This is a genomic window from Caldifermentibacillus hisashii (genome assembly GCF_039654145.1).
Classification (GTDB): Bacteria; Bacillota; Bacilli; order Bacillales; family Caldibacillaceae; genus Caldifermentibacillus; species Caldifermentibacillus hisashii.
On record NZ_CP155467.1, the window covers coordinates 1,128,326 to 1,147,285 of the forward strand.

General features: G+C 37.1%; 16 protein-coding genes. 9 read left to right on the top strand and 7 right to left on the bottom strand.

What is annotated here, in order from left to right; translation table 11 throughout:
* Positions 1-38: 38 nt before the first annotated feature.
* The 3 genes from istB to NSQ14_RS05300 form a co-directional block, all read right to left on the bottom strand.
* Positions 39-764, bottom strand: a complete 726-nt coding sequence (gene istB / locus NSQ14_RS05290) for an IS21-like element helper ATPase IstB (protein ID WP_108897602.1) — start codon at positions 762-764, stop codon at positions 39-41.
* A complete protein-coding gene (istA, locus tag NSQ14_RS05295) occupies positions 761-2,176 on the bottom strand; it encodes an IS21 family transposase (RefSeq protein ID WP_322107725.1) in 1,416 nt (471 codons plus the stop codon). Before istA ends, istB begins: the two co-directional genes overlap by 4 nt.
* A gap of 342 nt (positions 2,177-2,518) precedes the next feature.
* Positions 2,519-2,941, bottom strand: coding sequence for a hypothetical protein (locus NSQ14_RS05300; protein WP_041902453.1), 423 nt, complete (start codon positions 2,939-2,941; stop codon positions 2,519-2,521).
* 733 nt (positions 2,942-3,674) lie between these two features.
* On the opposite strand from NSQ14_RS05300, the gene NSQ14_RS05305 reads away from it, so the two are divergent.
* The 4 genes from NSQ14_RS05305 (at position 3,675) to NSQ14_RS05320 (ending at position 7,458) form a co-directional block, all read left to right on the top strand.
* A complete protein-coding gene (locus NSQ14_RS05305; protein ID WP_346208322.1) occupies positions 3,675-4,382 on the top strand; it encodes a response regulator transcription factor in 708 nt (235 codons plus the stop codon).
* Complete coding sequence (locus NSQ14_RS05310; protein WP_270578465.1) at positions 4,379-5,854, top strand: HAMP domain-containing sensor histidine kinase; 1,476 nt, start codon at positions 4,379-4,381, stop codon at positions 5,852-5,854. The genes NSQ14_RS05305 and NSQ14_RS05310 overlap by 4 nt, the downstream gene beginning before the upstream one ends.
* A 225-nt stretch (positions 5,855-6,079) precedes the next feature.
* Positions 6,080-7,156, top strand: coding sequence for a LolA family protein (locus tag NSQ14_RS05315; RefSeq protein ID WP_346208323.1), 1,077 nt, complete (start codon positions 6,080-6,082; stop codon positions 7,154-7,156).
* A gap of 134 nt (positions 7,157-7,290) precedes the next feature.
* Complete coding sequence (locus NSQ14_RS05320; protein ID WP_162835727.1) at positions 7,291-7,458, top strand: hypothetical protein; 168 nt, start codon at positions 7,291-7,293, stop codon at positions 7,456-7,458.
* A 241-nt stretch (positions 7,459-7,699) separates the two neighbouring features.
* On the opposite strand, the gene zupT is transcribed toward NSQ14_RS05320, so the two are convergent.
* From zupT to NSQ14_RS05335, 3 genes are all read right to left on the bottom strand, one after another.
* On the bottom strand, positions 7,700-8,479 hold the full coding sequence (gene zupT / locus NSQ14_RS05325; protein ID WP_346208324.1) for a zinc transporter ZupT: 780 nt from the start codon (positions 8,477-8,479) through the stop codon (positions 7,700-7,702).
* A 302-nt stretch (positions 8,480-8,781) separates the two neighbouring features.
* Positions 8,782-9,573: a TatD family hydrolase gene (locus NSQ14_RS05330; protein WP_216408447.1), complete on the bottom strand. Its 792-nt coding sequence runs from the start codon at positions 9,571-9,573 to the stop codon at positions 8,782-8,784.
* A gap of 223 nt (positions 9,574-9,796) precedes the next feature.
* Positions 9,797-10,384 carry a hypothetical protein gene (locus tag NSQ14_RS05335; protein WP_072012645.1) on the bottom strand — a complete coding sequence of 196 codons (588 nt, stop codon included), beginning with the start codon at positions 10,382-10,384 and terminating at the stop codon, positions 9,797-9,799.
* Between the two features lie 241 nt (positions 10,385-10,625).
* On the opposite strand from NSQ14_RS05335, the gene NSQ14_RS05340 reads away from it, so the two are divergent.
* Positions 10,626-11,312: a response regulator transcription factor gene (locus NSQ14_RS05340; protein WP_041845673.1), complete on the top strand. Its 687-nt coding sequence runs from the start codon at positions 10,626-10,628 to the stop codon at positions 11,310-11,312.
* Positions 11,299-13,353, top strand: coding sequence for a HAMP domain-containing sensor histidine kinase (locus tag NSQ14_RS05345; protein ID WP_346208325.1), 2,055 nt, complete (start codon positions 11,299-11,301; stop codon positions 13,351-13,353). Before NSQ14_RS05340 ends, NSQ14_RS05345 begins: the two co-directional genes overlap by 14 nt.
* Before the next feature lie 183 nt (positions 13,354-13,536).
* Here NSQ14_RS05345 and NSQ14_RS05350 read toward each other — a convergent pair whose 3' ends face one another.
* Entirely contained in the window at positions 13,537-13,641 is a 105-nt protein-coding gene (locus NSQ14_RS05350; RefSeq protein WP_072012646.1) for a YjcZ family sporulation protein, read from the bottom strand.
* 490 nt (positions 13,642-14,131) lie between these two features.
* Here NSQ14_RS05350 and NSQ14_RS05355 point away from each other — a divergent pair, with 490 nt between their 5' ends.
* The 3 genes from NSQ14_RS05355 to NSQ14_RS05365 all read left to right on the top strand — a co-directional run bounded on the left by NSQ14_RS05355 (position 14,132) and on the right by NSQ14_RS05365 (position 18,935).
* A complete protein-coding gene (locus tag NSQ14_RS05355; RefSeq protein WP_346207114.1) occupies positions 14,132-15,334 on the top strand; it encodes an exonuclease SbcCD subunit D in 1,203 nt (400 codons plus the stop codon).
* Positions 15,335-15,349: 15 nt separating this feature from the next.
* Complete coding sequence (locus tag NSQ14_RS05360; RefSeq protein ID WP_346216961.1) at positions 15,350-18,442, top strand: SMC family ATPase; 3,093 nt, start codon at positions 15,350-15,352, stop codon at positions 18,440-18,442.
* Positions 18,443-18,680: 238 nt separating this feature from the next.
* A complete protein-coding gene (locus tag NSQ14_RS05365; protein ID WP_041902443.1) occupies positions 18,681-18,935 on the top strand; it encodes an alpha/beta-type small acid-soluble spore protein in 255 nt (84 codons plus the stop codon).
* Positions 18,936-18,960 lie beyond the last annotated feature (25 nt).

Consider the following 18,960-nt stretch of genomic DNA (forward strand, 5'->3'; position numbering starts at 1 on the left):
GAGAAATGCAATTAAAAATGCAGAGGTTTGCCACCCATTTAATTCCTTTTCGACAATGCGTGGGACAGTCTATAGCTCTCGCCATGAAAAGAGATGATATGGGCGTGATGAATTAGCCTGTCCACTAACGCTGCTGTTAATCGAGAATCTGTAAAGATCCGGTTCCATTGACTAAATTCTAAGTTAGATGTAATAATTACGCTTTTCTGTTCATAAAACTCCGATATAATTTGGAATAATAATTCAGCTCCTTCTTTACTAAATGGTAAGTATCCCATTTCATCTAAAATGACCAAATCAACCTTCTCCATCCGTTTTCTAAATGCTGATAAACGGTTGTTACGTAAAGCTTGCTCTAATTCCTCAACTAGGTGGGCAACACGGTAAAAACGAACCTCAAAACCTAGTTCACAAGCTTTTCTCCCTAGTCCTGTGGCTAAATGAGTCTTCCCTGTCCCGGGTGAACCAACTAAAACTACATTTTCTCGATTCTCAATAAATTGTAGGCTACACAAATCCTCTTTGGTTAAGTGAGGAGGGAACCGAAGTTGTTCGGTCCACTCGTAATCATGTAAACTCTTTTTATCTAAGAACTTCGCCTTTTTTATCAAGCGGATCGCTCTCGCTTTTTCTCTTAATCTTATTTCCTCCTTAAGTAGCCTATACAAGAATTGTTCCGGAGTTTCAAACGGTATTTGCTCGTATACATCCGCAACATAAGCTAACCTCAATGACTTACACAATTCTTTAATGTCCTGTTTCAATTGACAGCCTCCTCTCTAGGAGTTAATGAATCGTATTTACTCCAGTCCACTTCATAAGGATTATTATCACTAGGTAGCTTATCCTGTGCAATTAATTCATAGAACTCTTCATTAATCTTCTTCATGTCATGAGAAACTAATAAACTAGCTAGAGCTTCTAATCGTTTTCGTCGAATAATTAAATTATCTACCAACAAAAATTCTTTAATTCTTCCCGGTAAATACTTATTATAGCGCGAATATTCTACAACCCTTGGTTTATGAATCCATGTTTTAATTATTGAAAGCCATGGTAAAGCTTTTCGCTTTTTCATATATGGCCGATAGTCATCCAATAATATCTCCCCATTAGGTGAAACAATCTTTAATTGATCCCATGTTAATATCATTTGTAATTGACTATAGTTGCCACCCTTAGGGACATGAACCAACGTCTGATCCACTTTCACTTCATTATATTTGTTTACTTTAACAAGATGCTCTTTAAATACAGGATAGGGCTTTTCCGGTAATGCTAGAAGATAATCCCGTTCTTCCTGCCATAAGTCCTCAATACGTACGTTTTTGGCATAATGAATTCTATTTCTGTCCGCCTCTAATTTATGAAATAATTGATCAGTTAAACCCTCATAGCTGTCCATTATTGGAGCTGAAGTAAAAAAGTTATAGCGTATATATCCAACTTTATTCTCAACATTTCCTTTTTCATGGCCACTTCTTGGATTGCATACCTGCACATCAAAGCCATAATAATTCTGAAATTGAACAAATTCATCAGTTAATTGTGCTTCTTCATTTTTTGTCCTTTTTTTCTTCACAGCGGGGGTCAAATTATCGATTCTTATCCTTTTAGGTACTCCCCCAACCTGTTTAAAAAGAATATTGAGACCATGTAAGAAGCATTCTTGATTTTCAGCTGGTAACGGTACTGCAAATCCAGCATTACTATGAGGAAACGTCATAACTAAAGCATGAATATCCACAATTTCTCCATCTTGTACAGCTTCCATTACTCCAAAGTCTACTTGAGCTTCACCCGGAGGATGTTCTAATCTTTCATACCCTTTATCCTTTTCTTCTTGGTGAGTATTCATCCATTCAGAGATAAAGTAACAAACAGTACGATAAGAACCTTGGAAACCCATTTTCTTTAGTTCTTCAAATATTTGTTTCTTTGTTCTTCTTAATTTTTTCCTTAACTTTAAATCCTCAAAAAGCCAATCTGAAACAATTACTCCCCACTTTTCCTCATACATCATCCCTTTCTTTTTAAATGATTTCTGTTTAGGGAGTTGATCTTCATCCGCATACTTCTTAGCTGTTCGCCAATTAATTCCCATTGTTCTTTGTATTTCTGAAATAGATAAACCTTTGTTATTTCTTAAATGTTTGATACAATTAATATCAGACATTGCTAGCATCCTTTCTTACCTCCACTACCAATTGCTTGACACAATTACTGTAGTGGGACTTGGGGTGACTGGCAAGTCTTTTTTTGTTTATGCACAAAAATTTAGTGCAGGACTCTGCATTTTTCCTTTGCAAAGCTCTGCACTTTTATTTTGCCATACACACTATATTCTGCACGTAAAAGCTGCGACTTTTTTCTTAACATACAAGAATAGGCACACGCATTTCGATTTTTAGAAATGCGGTCTGTTCTTGCTTCCAAATACTGCTTAATGAACAAACATAGATTCAAAAGCGCACGGACAGTATGTGGAAAAACTACAGAGATACACAACACAAATAAGTTAAGATCTGATTTGCAGCAAAACTTCGGTCATCCGATTGATGTTTTCCCGGATTTTAACCGCACTTAAGTAATCGATTTTGTCATGGTACGTTTCTGTTTGTTCCATTTGGTTTTCAAGAGACAGCTGTTCATATTGTTCGATGCGATGTTCCGTTGTTGATTGATAATCATCCAGTAAAATGCTTTCTAATTTTTGCACAATTTCGTTTAATTTGTTCAAGTTTTCATCTATAAAATTAGCTGCTATTTGTTGTTCCTCTCTTGAAGTGTTTCTCATTTCTTTAACGCTTTGTCTCTGCATAAGCAGCCCGTTTTTTACAGAAGTGAGCATATCTTCATATTCTCGATCGACGACCATATGATCAACAATTTGTAATGTATCATCCAGCAACATTTCCAATTGTTCCAAACCATTTTCCATTAATAACTTCCACCTTTACCTGTTTGATATGGACCTCAAATGTTGTCCGTTCCCTATAAATTTATCTCTGATCCCCTTTTTTATCCCAAAAATGACTTATGTTTTCTTGTGTATATCAGACATTCCATTCCAAATTATTTAGCAATTTAATGTAAATTATACATGAGCACTGACGAAAGATTTCTAATATGAACCGATTGGAATCGGAGCAAGGGTAAATGTCCTAATTTTTTATACGTTAAGAAAGTATAAATTTCTAGCAAAGAAGCAATTTCGACGTAGTTGGAAATTTTAAGAATTAAGTATAAGTGCATAAGGAAAGCTTCACTGGAATACATCGCAGCCGAAAAAATTTTATATTTTTTCGGTGAACTAGAGAAGCTTCGGTAGCATTACCTCGCAAGCGAAAATGTATTTTCGCTGACTACGGATCTGCAGTCGCCGAGTTTTCTTCATTCCTTATTTTAATAGAGCAGTCAAAACTGTAAGAAACCTGTTTGAGAACACTAAAAACATGGAGAAATATCAATGCGATTACTTTACGACACTATACTTTGATGGTTTCGTAGTTTATTCTACTATATATATGCAAGTCAATCTTACTCGGATCGTTTTTTTGTGTGCGCTCTTAACCTATTTCCAATGGAACCGCACAAAATTATTAAGCAATTATAAAGATTTCTTAATTCATTTTTACAGCGATTTATAATTAAAAGTGAAAGAGGGATGTTTGATGGGGAATAAAGAAAAAATTTTGATTGTTGAAGACGATGCTTCCATCGCTCGTATTGTGTGTGATCATTTACGAAAGGAGGGCTACTTTGTTACTTGGGCATCTACCGGTAAAGAGGGGTGGGAAGATTTTAAAACAGACACGTATGATCTGGCACTTGTCGATATTATGTTACCGGAAATGGATGGCTTTACCCTTTGCAAAACTATCCGACTGGAAAGTGATATTCCCATTTTAATTGTCAGTGCCAAAACCGAAAGCGACAGTAAAATTAGCGGGTTGGACTTAGGTGCCGATGACTATATTACAAAGCCATTCCGATTAGATGAATTAACTGCGAGAATTAGTTCACACTTACGTCGGTATCGTCGCTATATGCAAACAGATGAGGCAAAAATTCATGAATACAATAACGGGCTGAAAATCGATTTCGACAACGAACTTGTTTATGTGAATGGCGAAACCGTCCAGCTAACCGCAAAGGAGCTTGAATTGTTATTTCTTTTAGCCAAAAATCCGTACCAAATATTTTCCAAATCAGAATTATATGAACATGTTTGGCAGCAGGAAGATCTCAATGGAAATAACACGGTTACCGTTCATGTTAAGGGCTTAAGGACAAAACTCAAGGACGACGCAAAAACGGCAAAGTATATTCAAACGGTCTGGGGAGTAGGCTACCGCTTTATTGGAGAAATGAAACAATGAGACTGAAACCATGGTTAATGACCAGTTACTTAATTGTAATGATTTTGCCCATCATCGCTCTATATTTTTTCTATATTAGTCTATCGCAGTTTGATGAGAAGCGTGATTTTGTCGAATATATGGAAATGAAGGAAAAAATTGACCAATTGGAACCGTTGCTGATGAATCCATCCCTCTACAAAGCACAACCGATTGAAAATTATAAACAATTGCAAGAACGTACAGATTCGTCCATGAATATTAAGTTGTACCGCAAGGATGGATTAAAGCTATATTCTACGCTGGATCAGACTGGCGTCGAGATGTACACATTGAAACAACGGGATTCACTTTATCAAGATTTAAATACACTAAAAAAGGAACACCGCACGTACACTTATAAACAGACCGTTTTTTCGGGTGATGATCTCATCGGGATTTACGAGGTGACGATTGCCCGAAATGATTGGCTTGAAGGTGTCAATCACCGGACACTTATCTTAGCAAGTTTCCTATTTCTGTCTTTTGTTGTTATTTACTTCGGGGTAATTAATTTGTTAAATCGAAAATTAACTCGTCCACTTCTGTTATTAAGGGAGGAAATGAACGCTTTTGCCATTGGGAAAAAAGGACACAAAGAACTTCCTCACTCCAATGACGAGATGGGTGACTTAATTTCGCATTTTGAGAAAATGAGAGAGCAAATCGAAACAACAAATAAGGAAGTAGAGAGACAACAACAGGAAAAGGAATATATTGTTGCCGCTCTTTCACACGATTTAAAGACACCGTTGACCGCAATTCATGCATATTTTGAAGCGTTAAATGGACGACAAGACTTGACAGAACAAGAAAAAGAAGAGTATCGGGCGGTTATTTTTGAAAAATTAAATTATATGAAAGAAATGATCAATGACTTAACTTTATTTACAACATTAAAGTCTGCGAAGAATAAGCTTGAATTTGTTGAAGTGGATGGCGCAGAGTTTTTTGAAATGCTTTTAGGAGGTTATGAAGGCCCTTGCCGTAAGCGGGAAATAAATCTTATCAGCGAACAAGCGGTTACAGGTAATTTTTTGCTCAATGTAAAGCAAATGGTTCGGGTTGTTGATAATTTAATGATGAATGCAATTCGCTACACGGAGAAAGGGAAAAATATTTGGCTTGCCGCAGTTTCCCAAACAAGTCCGCTTCCTGAATGGGTGTTTGCTCCCTTTGTTGAAGAATTAGAAGCTTGGCGAGAAAACGGGACAATTCTATTGATTCAAAATGAAGGAAAAGCTATTCCGGAAGATGATTTGGAGAAAGTATTTGAACCTTTCGTCCAAGTCGAAGCGGCAAGGGGACAAGGCGGTACATCAGGGCTCGGCTTAAGCATTGCAAAAATGGCAATTGAACAACACTGTGGAAAAATAAAAATATGGTCACAAACAGGTTATGGAACGCTGGTTGCATGCTGGCTGCAGGGGATAGATTCCTCGTCTCAGGAATGACAAGGGACGAGTTTCCCGGAAATGACCGGGGTTCATCCTGGGATAGCAGGATAAAGACCTAATAATAAAGGGCCTGTTGAAAAAAAGTTGGGGCAATTCAAGAAAAAATAAATCTTGTTGTCCAACTATGAAACGATCAACTTGTCACCTGTTGTTGTGAAAGAAGTCGAAAATTTATTATATACAGGGACAATAGACGAGTCTTTTAAGAAAGGGTGAAAGATTTTGAAAATAAAAGTAGTTTTTACAAGTTCTTTAATCGCAATCGGAATCTTATCAGGATGTTCAGGGGTGACGGGTGTGTCAACGGATGAAATCATTACGAAGGTGTTAGCAGCCGATCAAGATGAAAAAGCTTACTATGCGAAAGGTGAATTAAAGATTTATGAAGATGACAAGCTTGAGGAAAGTTATACAACGGAAGAATATCACAGTGAAGATGGAAAAGCAAAAATAACAATGAAGGATACAAAGACCGGTGAAGAAGGTGTAACTGTTAATGACGGGAAATCAATTATTTCTTTTGATAAAAAACAAAATAAGGCAATGGTAATGGACGATGTGAGCTCACTTGACTTACCTAATCAAAGCCAAAAGGAGCAAGTGATTTCATTTTTGGAAACATTGAAAGATAGTCATAAGTATAAACTAATTGGTAAGGAAAAGGTCAATGGCTTTGAAACACATCACATCAAACTGGAACCAAAGGAGAAAGACTCGATATTTGGCGAAATCGAAATTTGGATTGACCAAAAAACATGGTTCCCGGTCAAAAGCATAAACATCGTGGGAAGCAGCCGTACAGAGTTCGCATATACAGAAGTCGACACATCAACAAAAATTTCAGATGATACGTTTACCTTATCTTTACCGGATAATGTTGAAATCGTTCATCTTAAAGACGAAATGAATCAAAGTAATGGAACAATTGAAGAAGCAGTAGAAAAGTTGGGTAGACCGTTTTTAGTACTAAATGAAGAAAACTTGACAATGGATAATGTTACAATTGATGAACTGAAGGGTGAAATCAACCGAACAGAAATCACCATCACCTATAACAATGGCGATGGAATTCCACTGATTTACTTGTCCGTTTTTCCAACCCCTGAGGAGAAAGAGTTGGCTATTTCGGACACGGGGTTGAAAATTCGCGGGCAAAACGCCGAATTCATGAAAGAAATCAATTCTTATACTTGGGATGAAAATGGTCTCCGATACACATTAATTGTCGAAGGACCTGATTCATTATCTCAGGAAGATATAATGAAAATGACGGAAAGAATGGTAAGTAGTTCAAACTAAGGAGTTGCGAGTTTGAAGTAGGTGTTAAGTGAATGAAATTGCTGACGGAAAGGCCGTTATTAGCAGCTTTTATCATATTCAGTACCTCAACAGTCTTATTCAATAAAAAGTTCTGGAAAGGAAGTAAATTTTAAATGAGCATTCTTGCTTTAGCAACCATTCTTTTGTGGATTGCAGTATATTATGAACTAAATAAACCTTCAGAAAAGCAAAAAGAAAGAAAAATTATAGTTTTATTAATTTTAGGTTCTTTATCAACTTTAGTAATAACGATTTATCATATTCAAAGGCTTTTTGTTTAAAAATTTTCCTTGTAACAGGGGTTGCTAGTTCAACAAGAATAGAAGAAGCGAACAACAATGATTTATACGGTTCACGGGAGTTTAGTTCAACAAGAATAAAGGAAGCCCGACTAATAGGGTTTCCTTTAAACCTTGTATTTTTTAACATTTAAATTAAACTGAGCCAAAAAAATAGGTTTTTGCTAGAGGGTTCAAAAATTTTATAGTACTAGATGGTTTAAACCTATCCCTATGTAACTGTTTATTCACCCAATAACAATAGTGAGATGGCCATGATGAGCATACCGAAAACAAAACCGTATATCGATATGTCACCTTCCTCATATTTTTTCGCTGTTGGTAAAAGTTCAGATATAGAAATAAATACCATCATCCCGGCAACAACGGCTAAAACAACACCGAGTACGGTTGTATTTAAAAAACGCATAAGAACCAGATAAGTTAATAAGGCACCCACAGGTTCAACTAAACCTGAAAACAAGGCCCATAAAAATGATCGGAATTTATTATCGGTGGCATAATAAATCGGAATCGCAACAGCAATCCCCTCAGGTATATTATGAATAAATACCGCGACAGCAATCGCAAACCCGATTGACGGTTCTTGGAGTGTGGACATGAATGTAGCGACTCCATCCGGGAAATTATGAATTGCCAGTGCAATGGCAGTGAATATACCGATGCGCATTAACTCCGGATCTTTTGTATCCTTCGTTTTTACAGTCAACTTTTGTTCGGTTATTTTATCAAGTAGCCCAATAAAAATGATCCCGGAAAAATAGCCGATAATGACTGCCATATAACCAAATTTATCCCCGAAAACACCGGTTAAAGATTCCCTAGCCTCCGGGAAAATATCAGCCAAGGATACGAAAATCATCACTCCCGCTGAAAGACCTAGGGAAAATGAAAGAAATTTTTTGTTTGTTATTTTTGTAAATAGAACAAGTAAACCGCCAATTCCTGCTGCGAGCCCCGCGAATAAAGTTAAGATTAACGCTAGAACAACATCATTTGTCATATTACCGCTTCCCTATATTTCTTAGCTTTTAAGGAACAAGCCTCTTACATTATTTCCCATTTCTTAACAAAAATTCATTATAGCATAAAAAGGAAGAAGCAACGAGTAACAAGACCTAGTCTTTAATTCCCATTGACGAACGATAGTATTCCAACTTACAAAACTACAAATAATTAAAAAAGTTTTGCGGAAAAGGTCATGGCTTGGAATGGAAAATGCTTAACAAGCCCTAGTTTTTGAAAAACAGACTGTAAAAGATGAAGAAGCCTGTCCTATGAAGTGCAGGAGAACAGGCACTAAAATCAAGGTAACTGAAAGAGCCGTTTTGCGTTTTCGGTTGAGTATTCAGCTACTTCTTCGGCTGAAACACCCATGTATTTGGCTATATCACCGGTAATATGCGGTAAGAAGGACGGTTCATTTCGCCGGTTTTTCGGTTTGTTTTTCAAGTTTCTCGGAAGTAGATAGGGCGCATCGGTTTCGATCAATAAACGATCAAGCGGGATATACTTGACAGCCTCCTGTAATTCCTGCCCCCGTCTTTCATCACAAATCCAACCCGTTATTCCAATGTAGAACCCCATCGAAATATATTTTTTCACTTCAGCAACACTGCCTGTAAAGCAATGAACCACTGCTTTTTCAGCTAAGTGTGCATGATGAGCAAAAATTTCACAAAAACGGTTATGGGCATCTCTCTCGTGTAAAAAAAGTGGCAGTTCGAGCTCGTCAGCCAAATCTAATTGCGCCTCAAAACATTGTTCCTGAATCGGTTGCGGCGAGAACATCCGGTTAAAATCAAGACCGCATTCACCAATCGCCACCACTTCTTTCCGCTCAGCTAAACGTCTTAACTCTCGAATCGAATCATGATGAAAGCTTTTGGCGTCATGAGGATGGATGCCTGCCGTAGCAAAAAGAATATTTGAGCATTCCTTAGCCAAATTTGCGGCTGCCTTACTGCTTTTCACATTGGAACCGGTTAGGATCATTTGACTGACTCCATTTTTCAACGCTCGTTCAACCACTTCTTCTCGGTCTTTTGCAAATTGTTTATCAGTAAGGTTTAGTCCGATATCTATCAATTGTTGCATGATAAATCCTCCAAATCCGTTTAATCATTAACTATTTTATCATATTTTGACAATGGCCCACTGTGTTCATACTTTAAAGCATTATCAAAGAGGTTTCATTTTAAATTAATTTAGTTCAAACATAGCATGAGCAGTTGTATAACTTGATTTTCCCACCCTAAAAACCAATAAACAATTGGTTGCGCTGTTGTTTGCAGGAATCCCCACTTCAGGTTGATAATTCTTAAGTGGTGGGTACTTCAAATCCCTGCAATACAGAAGGTGCCCCTTTTTCACCAGCAAGGTCTCCCATACCGTACGCCATCAATTTACCTTCGTAAACCAATTGAAATGCTGCGGTATAAGGCAATTCATGTGGTTTGATTAAGGATACATCTTTTGTAAAATCAATCACGTTACAATGCTTTAGAACCGATGCGACAAACTGTGAACAGAAGAATGCGTTTTTTCTTTCTATCGGTTTATTGAACATCACGCCAAAAACCCCTAATAAATTATAGCGATACAACTCCTTTTGTATTTCCAACTCTCGAATATAGCTTCTCATTTGATTTATCTGTGCATCTGTTACCGTTAACGAATAAATCGCACAATTTGCCCGTCTGAACCAATCAGATAACATATCCTCCCGTACAAATCCACACAAAAATGGGTTTCTTGGCTTTTTCCTGCCAAAACTATACACTGTTGCTAATTCTCCGTCAAAGGCAATCGAAGCATGATTATAGGGCTTTTTCGTATAGCATTTTATTAATCTTGAAAACAAGGTTCCGGTATCGGTTAGTAACAGATAAATCTTTTTTTCTTCCATCTCTACTCCCCCTCGTATCGTATGTAAAGAATCCTTTTAAGAAGACTATAAAGTATAAAACTTAAGATAAGGTGAATGAAAATCTTAAGAAAACCTTAATTCTAAATGGATATGACCGAATATATGCTATTTTTTTGTATAAAACAATAAGAAAATCTTAAGAAATCAATCCAATATTTGTTAAGATTTAATTGGTAAGATACATTTAGCGCGAAAGAGAAAACAGTAGGAGTGAACGTTCATGAACATATTGGTTTGTGATGATGATAAAGAAATAGTCGATGCAATCGGGATTTATTTAGAAAATGAAGGCTACAAAATGTTCAAAGCTTTTAATGGAATCGAAGCAATTGAGATCATTGAGCAAAATGAAATCCATCTGATCATCATGGATATAATGATGCCGAAAATGGACGGGATTCAAGCAACGATGAAAATTCGCGAACAAAATAATATTCCATTAATTATGCTGTCTGCGAAATCGGAGGATACAGATAAAATATTAGGATTAAATCTGGGCGCCGACGACTATATAACGAAGCCGTTTAATCCGCTTGAACTCATCGCACGGGTTAAGGCAAACTTAAGAAGATATACGAAATTAGGGAGTCTTGAGACGAAAAACAATGTATATCAAAGCGGAGGCCTCGTGATTGATGATGAAACGAAAACCATTACTGTTGATGGCGAAGAAGTCCATTTGACCCCGGTCCAGTATAAAATTTTGAAACTATTGACCGCAAATGCCGGGAGAGTTTTTTCGATAGAAGATATTTATGAAAAAGTCTGGAATGAACCGGCCTTTAATCCGGAAAATACCGTTGCCGTACATATTCGAAAAATCCGTGAGAAAATCGAAATTAATCCAAGAGAGCCAAAATATTTAAAAGTCGTATGGGGAGTTGGATATAAAGTTGAAAAAATATAGTCATTCAAAACTGACAAAATTCATTGTTTTTATCATAATGATTGCCTTCTTTTCCGGAACGATAACAACGCTGGTGAAGATAGTGACGATCCCTTTTAATAGTGTACTGCAAAAAAGTTATTTTGAAAGCGCCGCATACATTCAGGAGAGTCAGGGACTTATCAGCGACTTAACAAAATTAATGGGTGAATTTAAGAATGAAGAAAATATTTTAAATGGTGGAACGATCAGTGAGGATGAGTTAAAGGATAAAGAAGAGGAGTTATACTTCCAATTTCAAAACTCTAAGAAATATAATCCTAAATTAAGTGAAGAGGAAAATTATGAACAATTTAAAAAGGAATATGCCGACGAGATTGCTCACGAGAGGGATAAATTTATTCAAAGAGATTTAAGGGAATACCACCTTTTATTACAAAATATGGATGATTATGAAACACCGTTGTTTTATGCCAGTGATGGTACAAATGTATACACAAATACGACGATGAAAGAAAGACAGGAGTTCGAAACTTATCCTGCATTTTTTATATTTGATCATTATGACCAAGAAATTTATCCAAAGGAAACGAGGGAAAATGATTATTTATATTGGATTACTGATCAAGTAAACGAGCTGGATCCGGAAAATACGGTTATTTATTTGGCGTTTCCGGATAAGTTTTTAAATACAAATATAAAGGAATGGAAGGAAAATAGTGCCCTTTCTGCAAAAAATTTATATAAATTGACATACTTAGTGCCGGGATTTATCTTATCTTTTATCTATCTTGCTCTGGTGACCGGCAGAAAATCGTTTCGAGATCAAGAGGTTCACTTAAATGTAATTGATAAATTATATAATGATATAAACGTTCTGTTATGTGTCTCCTTGATTGCACTTTATACCGTATTATTAGATCTATTGTTTGAAATGAATAACAAAATGATTCTTCCCATAACGGTTTTGATTGCTGCGATTGGTTTCGTGCTTATTTTTTCACTTATTAAGCATGGGAAAAACAAAACACTCATTAAGCATACATTGTTATATAATCTCATTAGTCAATTTGCTCATTTTATCGGAGACGTTTATCGAAACGGAAGCCTTGCCGTGAAAACCGTTTTGCTTGCTGTGGGCTACCCGCTTTTGGTTGCTTTAACATTTTTCATATTCCCGGTAACGCTAGGAGTTGCCGCATGGTTTGCATTGAAAAAAATTAAGTCCTTCAATGCAATTCAGGCAGGTGTTGAGGAAATTAAGGCCGGAAATCTTCAATATCACATTGATATAAAAGGACGAGGGGAATTTGCCAAGCTTGCAGAAAATATTAACAGCATTACCGATGGGTTGAGAAATGCAGTAGACAATGAGTTGAAGAGTGAACGGCTAAAAACAGAACTGATTACCAATGTTTCCCATGATATAAGGACGCCTTTAACTTCCATTATCACCTATGTGGATCTTTTGAAAAATGAAAAGGATCCAACAAAAATAGAAGAGTATGTTGGAGTATTGGATCAAAAATCAAAGAGATTGAAAGTATTAACAGATAATTTATTTGAAGCAGCAAAGGCTTCCAGCGGCGATATTCCGGTCCATCTTGAAAAAATTGATATCATTTCATTAATTAACCAAGGTTTGGGGGAAGTGGGCGATAAAATTTTAGCAAGAAATTTGGAATTTAAGTTGAATTTTCCTGCAGATAAACTTTTTGTGACAGCAGATGGTCGGTTGTTGTGGAGATCAATCGAGAATGTATTATCGAATATCTTTAAATATGCCCTTGAAGGTTCCCGAGTCTATGTTGATATTGAGGATTTAGGTAATGATGTACGGTTCGTTTTTAAAAATATTTCCGCATCAGAATTGAATATCTCAGCGGATGAACTAATGGAGCGGTTTAAACGAGGGGATGAATCCCGATCAAGCGAAGGAAGCGGATTAGGATTATCTATTGCCAAAAGCTTAATTGAAATCCAAAGAGGGAAATTTTCTATTCAAATTGATGGCGATTTATTTAAAGCGATCATTGTTTTACCTAAATATAGTCAGGAATGATTATGGTGTTTTTATATCACTTTTACCGGTCATTCAGGACTCTAAAATAAAACACTGATTGGAGTTTTACAAAAGGGAAGGCAGTTGCAAAGAGGCAACACCTTCCCTCATTGTGATTTTATAGGCTTTGTGGGAAACTTTTACCTACCCCAGCGGCTAATCGCCTGAGGTGAGGTACTTATTTTAATAACCAAAGCCTACATAGTTTGTACCGACAATAATTAACAAAATGAACAGCACGACAATCAGTGCAAATCCTGCACCGTATCCGGATCCTCCACCACTCATCAAACATTCACCTCCCATATCATTTCACTAATAAAGTATGTCATCATTGGAAAAATGGAATGGACAAAATCCTAAAAAATGTAAATGTGCATTTGAGGGAATACTGATGACTCACTGTATGTAGTTTTATCTAATAAATGTTTTCTCAAATCATTTGGCAATTGTATTTTTGTTGAAGGGGCGAAATTGGACAAAGTTCGGAAAGTACAACAGAAAGGGGAAAAAATCAACAGTGCACGTTTAGTATTCAATAGTAAAAGTGCAGAATTCAACAGTGCCCCCAGTTAATTCAACAGTAGAACCCCGTAATTCAACAGTCCCCGACCTCCCATTTAACAGTAAAATATGAGCGAGAAAGAAACATTTTGTATTTTGTTGTGAAACGTAACGTGGTATATTGAAAAGGACGAGAAGTAACGGTCATAAATAAAAAATGAAAGCAATGAACCTGTGATTCGAAAAAGCAAAAGGATGAAGGAGCGATTATTCCATGAAATTTTTCCATACCGCAGACTGGCACTTAGGAAAACTTGTCCAAGGTGTGTACATGACCGAGGATCAACGGTATGTTTTGCAACAATTTATTGAAGCGATAGAAGAAGAGAAACCGGATGCAGTCGTTATTGCCGGTGATCTATATGACCGTGGAGTACCGCCAACGGAAGCTGTGAACTTACTGGATGAGGTACTGGAAACTATCGTTATCAAGCTAAAAACTCCGGTCTTGGCTGTTGCCGGGAACCACGATAGCCCGACACGCCTTCATTTCGGTAGTAACATTATGAAAGCGAATGGTTACCATATTGTCGGTCAACTATCTCAAACGATAGAACCTGTTATCCTGAGAGATGAATATGGCGAGGTTCACTTTCATCTTGTACCTTATACGGATCCGAGTGTGGTTCGACATGTATTTTCAGATGATGAGATTCGCTCTCATAATGATGCGATGCGAAAAATTACTGAAGCCATTGAAAAAAATATGAATCCGGATGCGCGCCATGTCTTTGTCGGACATGCCTTTGTAACTCCGCACGGGGAAGAACAAGAAAACACAAGTGATTCGGAACGCCCGCTTGCCATTGGTGGCTCGGAATATGTTGATGCCAACCATTTTAAAAACTTCCACTACACAGCGCTTGGCCACCTCCATCAAGCACATTTTGTCCTAGACGAAAAGATTCGTTATTCAGGTTCGCCGCTTAAATATTCGATTTCAGAGGAAAATCATAAAAAAGGGTTTTACATTGTGGAAATGGACGGACATGGTCAAGTAACAATAGAGAAAAAACTGTTGAAACCAATCCGTGACATGAGAACGGTCGAAGCCACGATGGATGACCTATTAAAACATCCAATTAATGAAGACTATGTGTTCGTCCGTCTACTCGATGAGACACCGGTTTTATCACCGATGGAAAAGGTTCGTTCCGTTTATCCAAATGCGATGCATGTTGAACGGAAAATTATTTTGCCAACGGATCGCCAAAGTGTAAAAACAGAAAGAGTCGCGCGTCATCAAATGGATGACTTGTCTTTATTCCGAGCGTTTTATCAAGAAGTGAAAGGGACAGAAGTAACAGAGGAAACGGAATTGCTTTTCAAGGAAGTTCTCAACGAAATATTACAAGAAAATCAAGAAGAATTAAAACGAACAGCGCAAGAAGTTGCGGCGTCAAAATCAATAGACTAAGAGGTGGACAGGAAGATGAGACCAATTAAACTGACCATGACCGCATTCGGACCATATAAAGATCGGGAAGTCATTGATTTTACCGAGCTGGATGAAAATCGAATATTTGTCATATCCGGTAATACGGGTGCCGGGAAAACAACGATCTTTGATGCCATTTGTTTTGTTCTATACGGAGCGGCCAGTGGGGAAGATCGCAGTGATGTAAAAGGACTGCGTAGTGACTTTGCCGATGATGATGTACATACTTCTGTTGAATTAGAATTTGAATTGCGTGGTCATTTATATCGAATCAAAAGGCAGCTCTCCCATGTGAAAAAAGGAAACAAAACAGCAACTGGCGAGGCTTACGAATTTTACGAAAAGATAGGAGAACAAGAGATTCCGTGTGTGGATCGGCAAATTGTTTCCGAGATTAATAAAAAGGTAGAAGAATTGGTCGGTTTAACGCGTGACCAATTTATTCAAATCGTCATGCTTCCACAAGGCGAGTTCCGGAAACTCCTGACATCGCAAACGGAAAATAAAGAGGAAATACTCCGAAAAATTTTTAAAACCGAACGCTATACACTTATTAGCCAACGATTAAAAGAAAAGAAACAACAGGCAGAGGATGATTTTACTCGGGAAAAACAAACGCGTGACCGCTATTTTTCCGATATTCAAACTTTATTGCCGGCACGGGATGAATCAACTTTATTTGCAACTCTTGCACAAGAAAATTTTAATACCTACCAAGTTTTAGACGGCTTAGATGAAGAATCTGTTTATTATGAGAAGTCCATTGAAGCAAATAAACAAAACGAAAAATTAGCTGAAGCAGCCTATCATAAAAAACTTGAAGAGTACCATAAGGCAGAAGGGATTAATGAGGAATTTAAAAATCTGGAAGAAAAAGAAAATCATCTTAAAGAAGAAAGAGCGAAAGAGCCAATTTTTAAAGAGAAGAAAGTTCAGTTGGAAAATGCAGAGCGGGCAGGAAAAATTGAAAGCTATGAAAACCAAGTGAATGAATGGCGCAAAGATGAAAAGGAAAAGTCTGCTCGCTTTCAATTGATAGAAAAATCTTATCATCGTACCGTTCAAACTTTGCAAACCGCGGAAGCTTCATATAAGGAACAGGAAAGTAAAAAGGCTGAGCGAGAAGAGATAAGGAAAAAGCTAGACGGTTATAAAGAGTTTTTACCTTTAGTCCAAGAGATCGACATGAAAAAACAAGAACTTATTGAACAACAAAAAAATGTTCAAAACCTGGCTAAAAATCGGGATTCTATTGTCAGCACAATTCAAGAGCAAAAAGAAAAGAAACAGAAATTAAACGATCAAATTAAGGGGTTGGAGATTCGAGTAGATACATTACCGGATAAACAACAGAAGTTAATTGAACTACGGAATCAGGCAACCGTGTTACAAGGTTATTTAAAACTACAACGAAAACAAGCAGAAATGGATAAAGATGTAAAGACGAAAGAGAATCAATATAGCACAGCGAAACAAAAATACGAAACAATGGAAGCCGCTTGGATCAATGGTCAAGCAATTATTCTCGCTTCCCATTTACATGATGGTGAAGCTTGTCCGGTTTGCGGAAGCACAGAACATCCGAATAAAGCAGGTGGTCATGTTGATGTACCAACAAAAGATGCGTTGGATGCTGCAAAAATTGAATTCAACCAAATTGATGGAGCCTATAGGGACAGTAAAGCAAAATATAATACTTTGAAGGCAGAGCTTGAAGAAAAGGCAATTGAAGTTCGTCAGTTGGGCTTCGATGTTCAAAATGTTGAGGCAACTTATATAAAAATGGTTGAAGATGGGAAAAAATTAAGTGCAGAAGTTGATTTATTGCAATCGGAAAAAGAAAAGTTGGCTCGTTTAAAGACACAACTTGAAAAATTGGAAGCAAACTTAAGTCGGATGGAAAAACAACAAGAATCTGCGACGGAAGACTACCAATTACACAACACTGCCTATCAAGCCAATAAAGCTGTCTATCAAGAACAATTAAACCGGATTCCGGAAGATTTACGACAACTATCCGTCCTGAAGGCAAAAATCGCTGATACAGAAACGATTCAAAAGACAATGGAACAAGCTTGGGAACAGGCACAAAAACAAATACAATCAGCGAAAGAAGAAGTCGCCAAAGCAAAGGTAAACTTAGAAAATGCAAAACTCGCTTTGGATGAAAGCCGTAAGAAAAAAGAAAAAGCGGAACAACAATTTATTGAAATGTTGCATAAAGCCGGGTTTTCGAATGAAGAAACATATCGTCAGGCAAAAATGGCAGAAACAAGCCAAAAACAGTTAAAAGCGGAAATTGAATCTTATTATAACAATATTGCTTCGTTACAGCTTCTGGTGAAAGATTTGCATGAAACATTAAAAGATAAACATAAAGTTGATTTAAACGAGTTAAAAACCGAACTGGATCAATTAAAACAAGCCTTCGATCAGGCACAAGAACAGTTAAGACAATCAGAACAGTATTTACAGCATGTGAGAAAGTTGCAGAAAAACATTTTTGAAGCAAATGAGCGTGTGACAGAATTTGAAAGACGGAAAAACATTGTCGCAGATCTCTATGATGTGATTCGTGGACAAAATGATAAAAAGATTTCTTTTGAGCGCTATTTACAAATTGAATTTCTGGAGCAAATTCTGATTGCTGCCAATGAACGGCTAAAGCGTTTATCAAATGGTCAATATGTGTTACTTCGCAGTGAGCGGCAAGAAGCAAGAGGGAAACAAAGCGGCCTTGGACTCGATATATATGATTCCTACACGGGACAAACACGTGATGTAAAAACATTATCCGGCGGTGAAAAGTTCAATGCGTCCTTGTCACTTGCTCTCGGTATGGCAGACGTGATTCAAAGTTATCAAGGCGGCGTGTCGATCGATACGATGTTTATTGATGAGGGATTTGGTTCACTGGATGAGGAATCCTTAACAAAGGCCATTGATACATTAATCGACTTACAACAAACCGGTCGAATGATTGGGATTATTTCCCATGTTCAAGAGCTGAAAAATGCAATCCCTGCGATCTTGGAAGTCAATAAAACGAAGGAAGGATACAGTAAAACACAGTTCGTTATTAAGTAGGATTCAAAAAATGACCAAAATATATTCGGAAAATTACCCATGCACAAACAAGTTTTACCTTTCAAATGAAGATTTGCATTATTTTAAAGTTTTTTCCAAATCTGGTTTTTATTTATAACCAAAACTAGTGTACAGTCCTGTTACCTAAAAACAACATTCTGCCTGTTTTTAAAAAGCAAAATGACCAACAAATAGCCCCGCCCTCTTCTGGACATAATAAAGGAGAGGAGGGGGATATATGCCACGAAGAAATAAAATATTAGTAAAGGAAGCAAGGAAAGGTCTGGATCAATTAAAAGCAAAAGTAGCTGGGACCAATAATCCAGAACAAGCAAAATTTGAGGCTGCAGCGGAAGTAGGGGTGCCATTACAACAAGGCTATAATGGAAAATTAACTGCCGAGCAAGCAGGGAAAGTAGGCGGCAGATTAGGCGGTAGCATGGTGAAAGAACTTGTCAAAATGGCACAGGAAAATTTAGATAAAAGATCATAAAAAATCGTATTATGGCAAACAGTGG

Bases quoted from the DNA above. Each gene is read 5' to 3' on its own strand.
- istA (WP_322107725.1), bottom strand. From the start codon at position 2,176: ATGTCTGATATTAATTGTATCAAACATTTAAGAAATAACAAAGGTTTA.
- NSQ14_RS05300 (WP_041902453.1), bottom strand. From the start codon at position 2,941: ATGGAAAATGGTTTGGAACAATTGGAAATGTTGCTGGATGATACATTA.
- NSQ14_RS05305 (WP_346208322.1), top strand. From the start codon at position 3,675: ATGGGGAATAAAGAAAAAATTTTGATTGTTGAAGACGATGCTTCCATC.
- NSQ14_RS05310 (WP_270578465.1), top strand. From the start codon at position 4,379: ATGAGACTGAAACCATGGTTAATGACCAGTTACTTAATTGTAATGATT.
- NSQ14_RS05320 (WP_162835727.1), top strand. From the start codon at position 7,291: ATGAGCATTCTTGCTTTAGCAACCATTCTTTTGTGGATTGCAGTATAT.
- zupT (WP_346208324.1), bottom strand. From the start codon at position 8,479: ATGACAAATGATGTTGTTCTAGCGTTAATCTTAACTTTATTCGCGGGG.
- NSQ14_RS05330 (WP_216408447.1), bottom strand. From the start codon at position 9,573: ATGCAACAATTGATAGATATCGGACTAAACCTTACTGATAAACAATTT.
- NSQ14_RS05335 (WP_072012645.1), bottom strand. From the start codon at position 10,384: ATGGAAGAAAAAAAGATTTATCTGTTACTAACCGATACCGGAACCTTG.
- NSQ14_RS05340 (WP_041845673.1), top strand. From the start codon at position 10,626: ATGAACATATTGGTTTGTGATGATGATAAAGAAATAGTCGATGCAATC.
- NSQ14_RS05350 (WP_072012646.1), bottom strand. From the start codon at position 13,641: ATGAGTGGTGGAGGATCCGGATACGGTGCAGGATTTGCACTGATTGTC.
- NSQ14_RS05355 (WP_346207114.1), top strand. From the start codon at position 14,132: ATGAAATTTTTCCATACCGCAGACTGGCACTTAGGAAAACTTGTCCAA.
- NSQ14_RS05360 (WP_346216961.1), top strand. From the start codon at position 15,350: ATGAGACCAATTAAACTGACCATGACCGCATTCGGACCATATAAAGAT.
- NSQ14_RS05365 (WP_041902443.1), top strand. From the start codon at position 18,681: ATGCCACGAAGAAATAAAATATTAGTAAAGGAAGCAAGGAAAGGTCTG.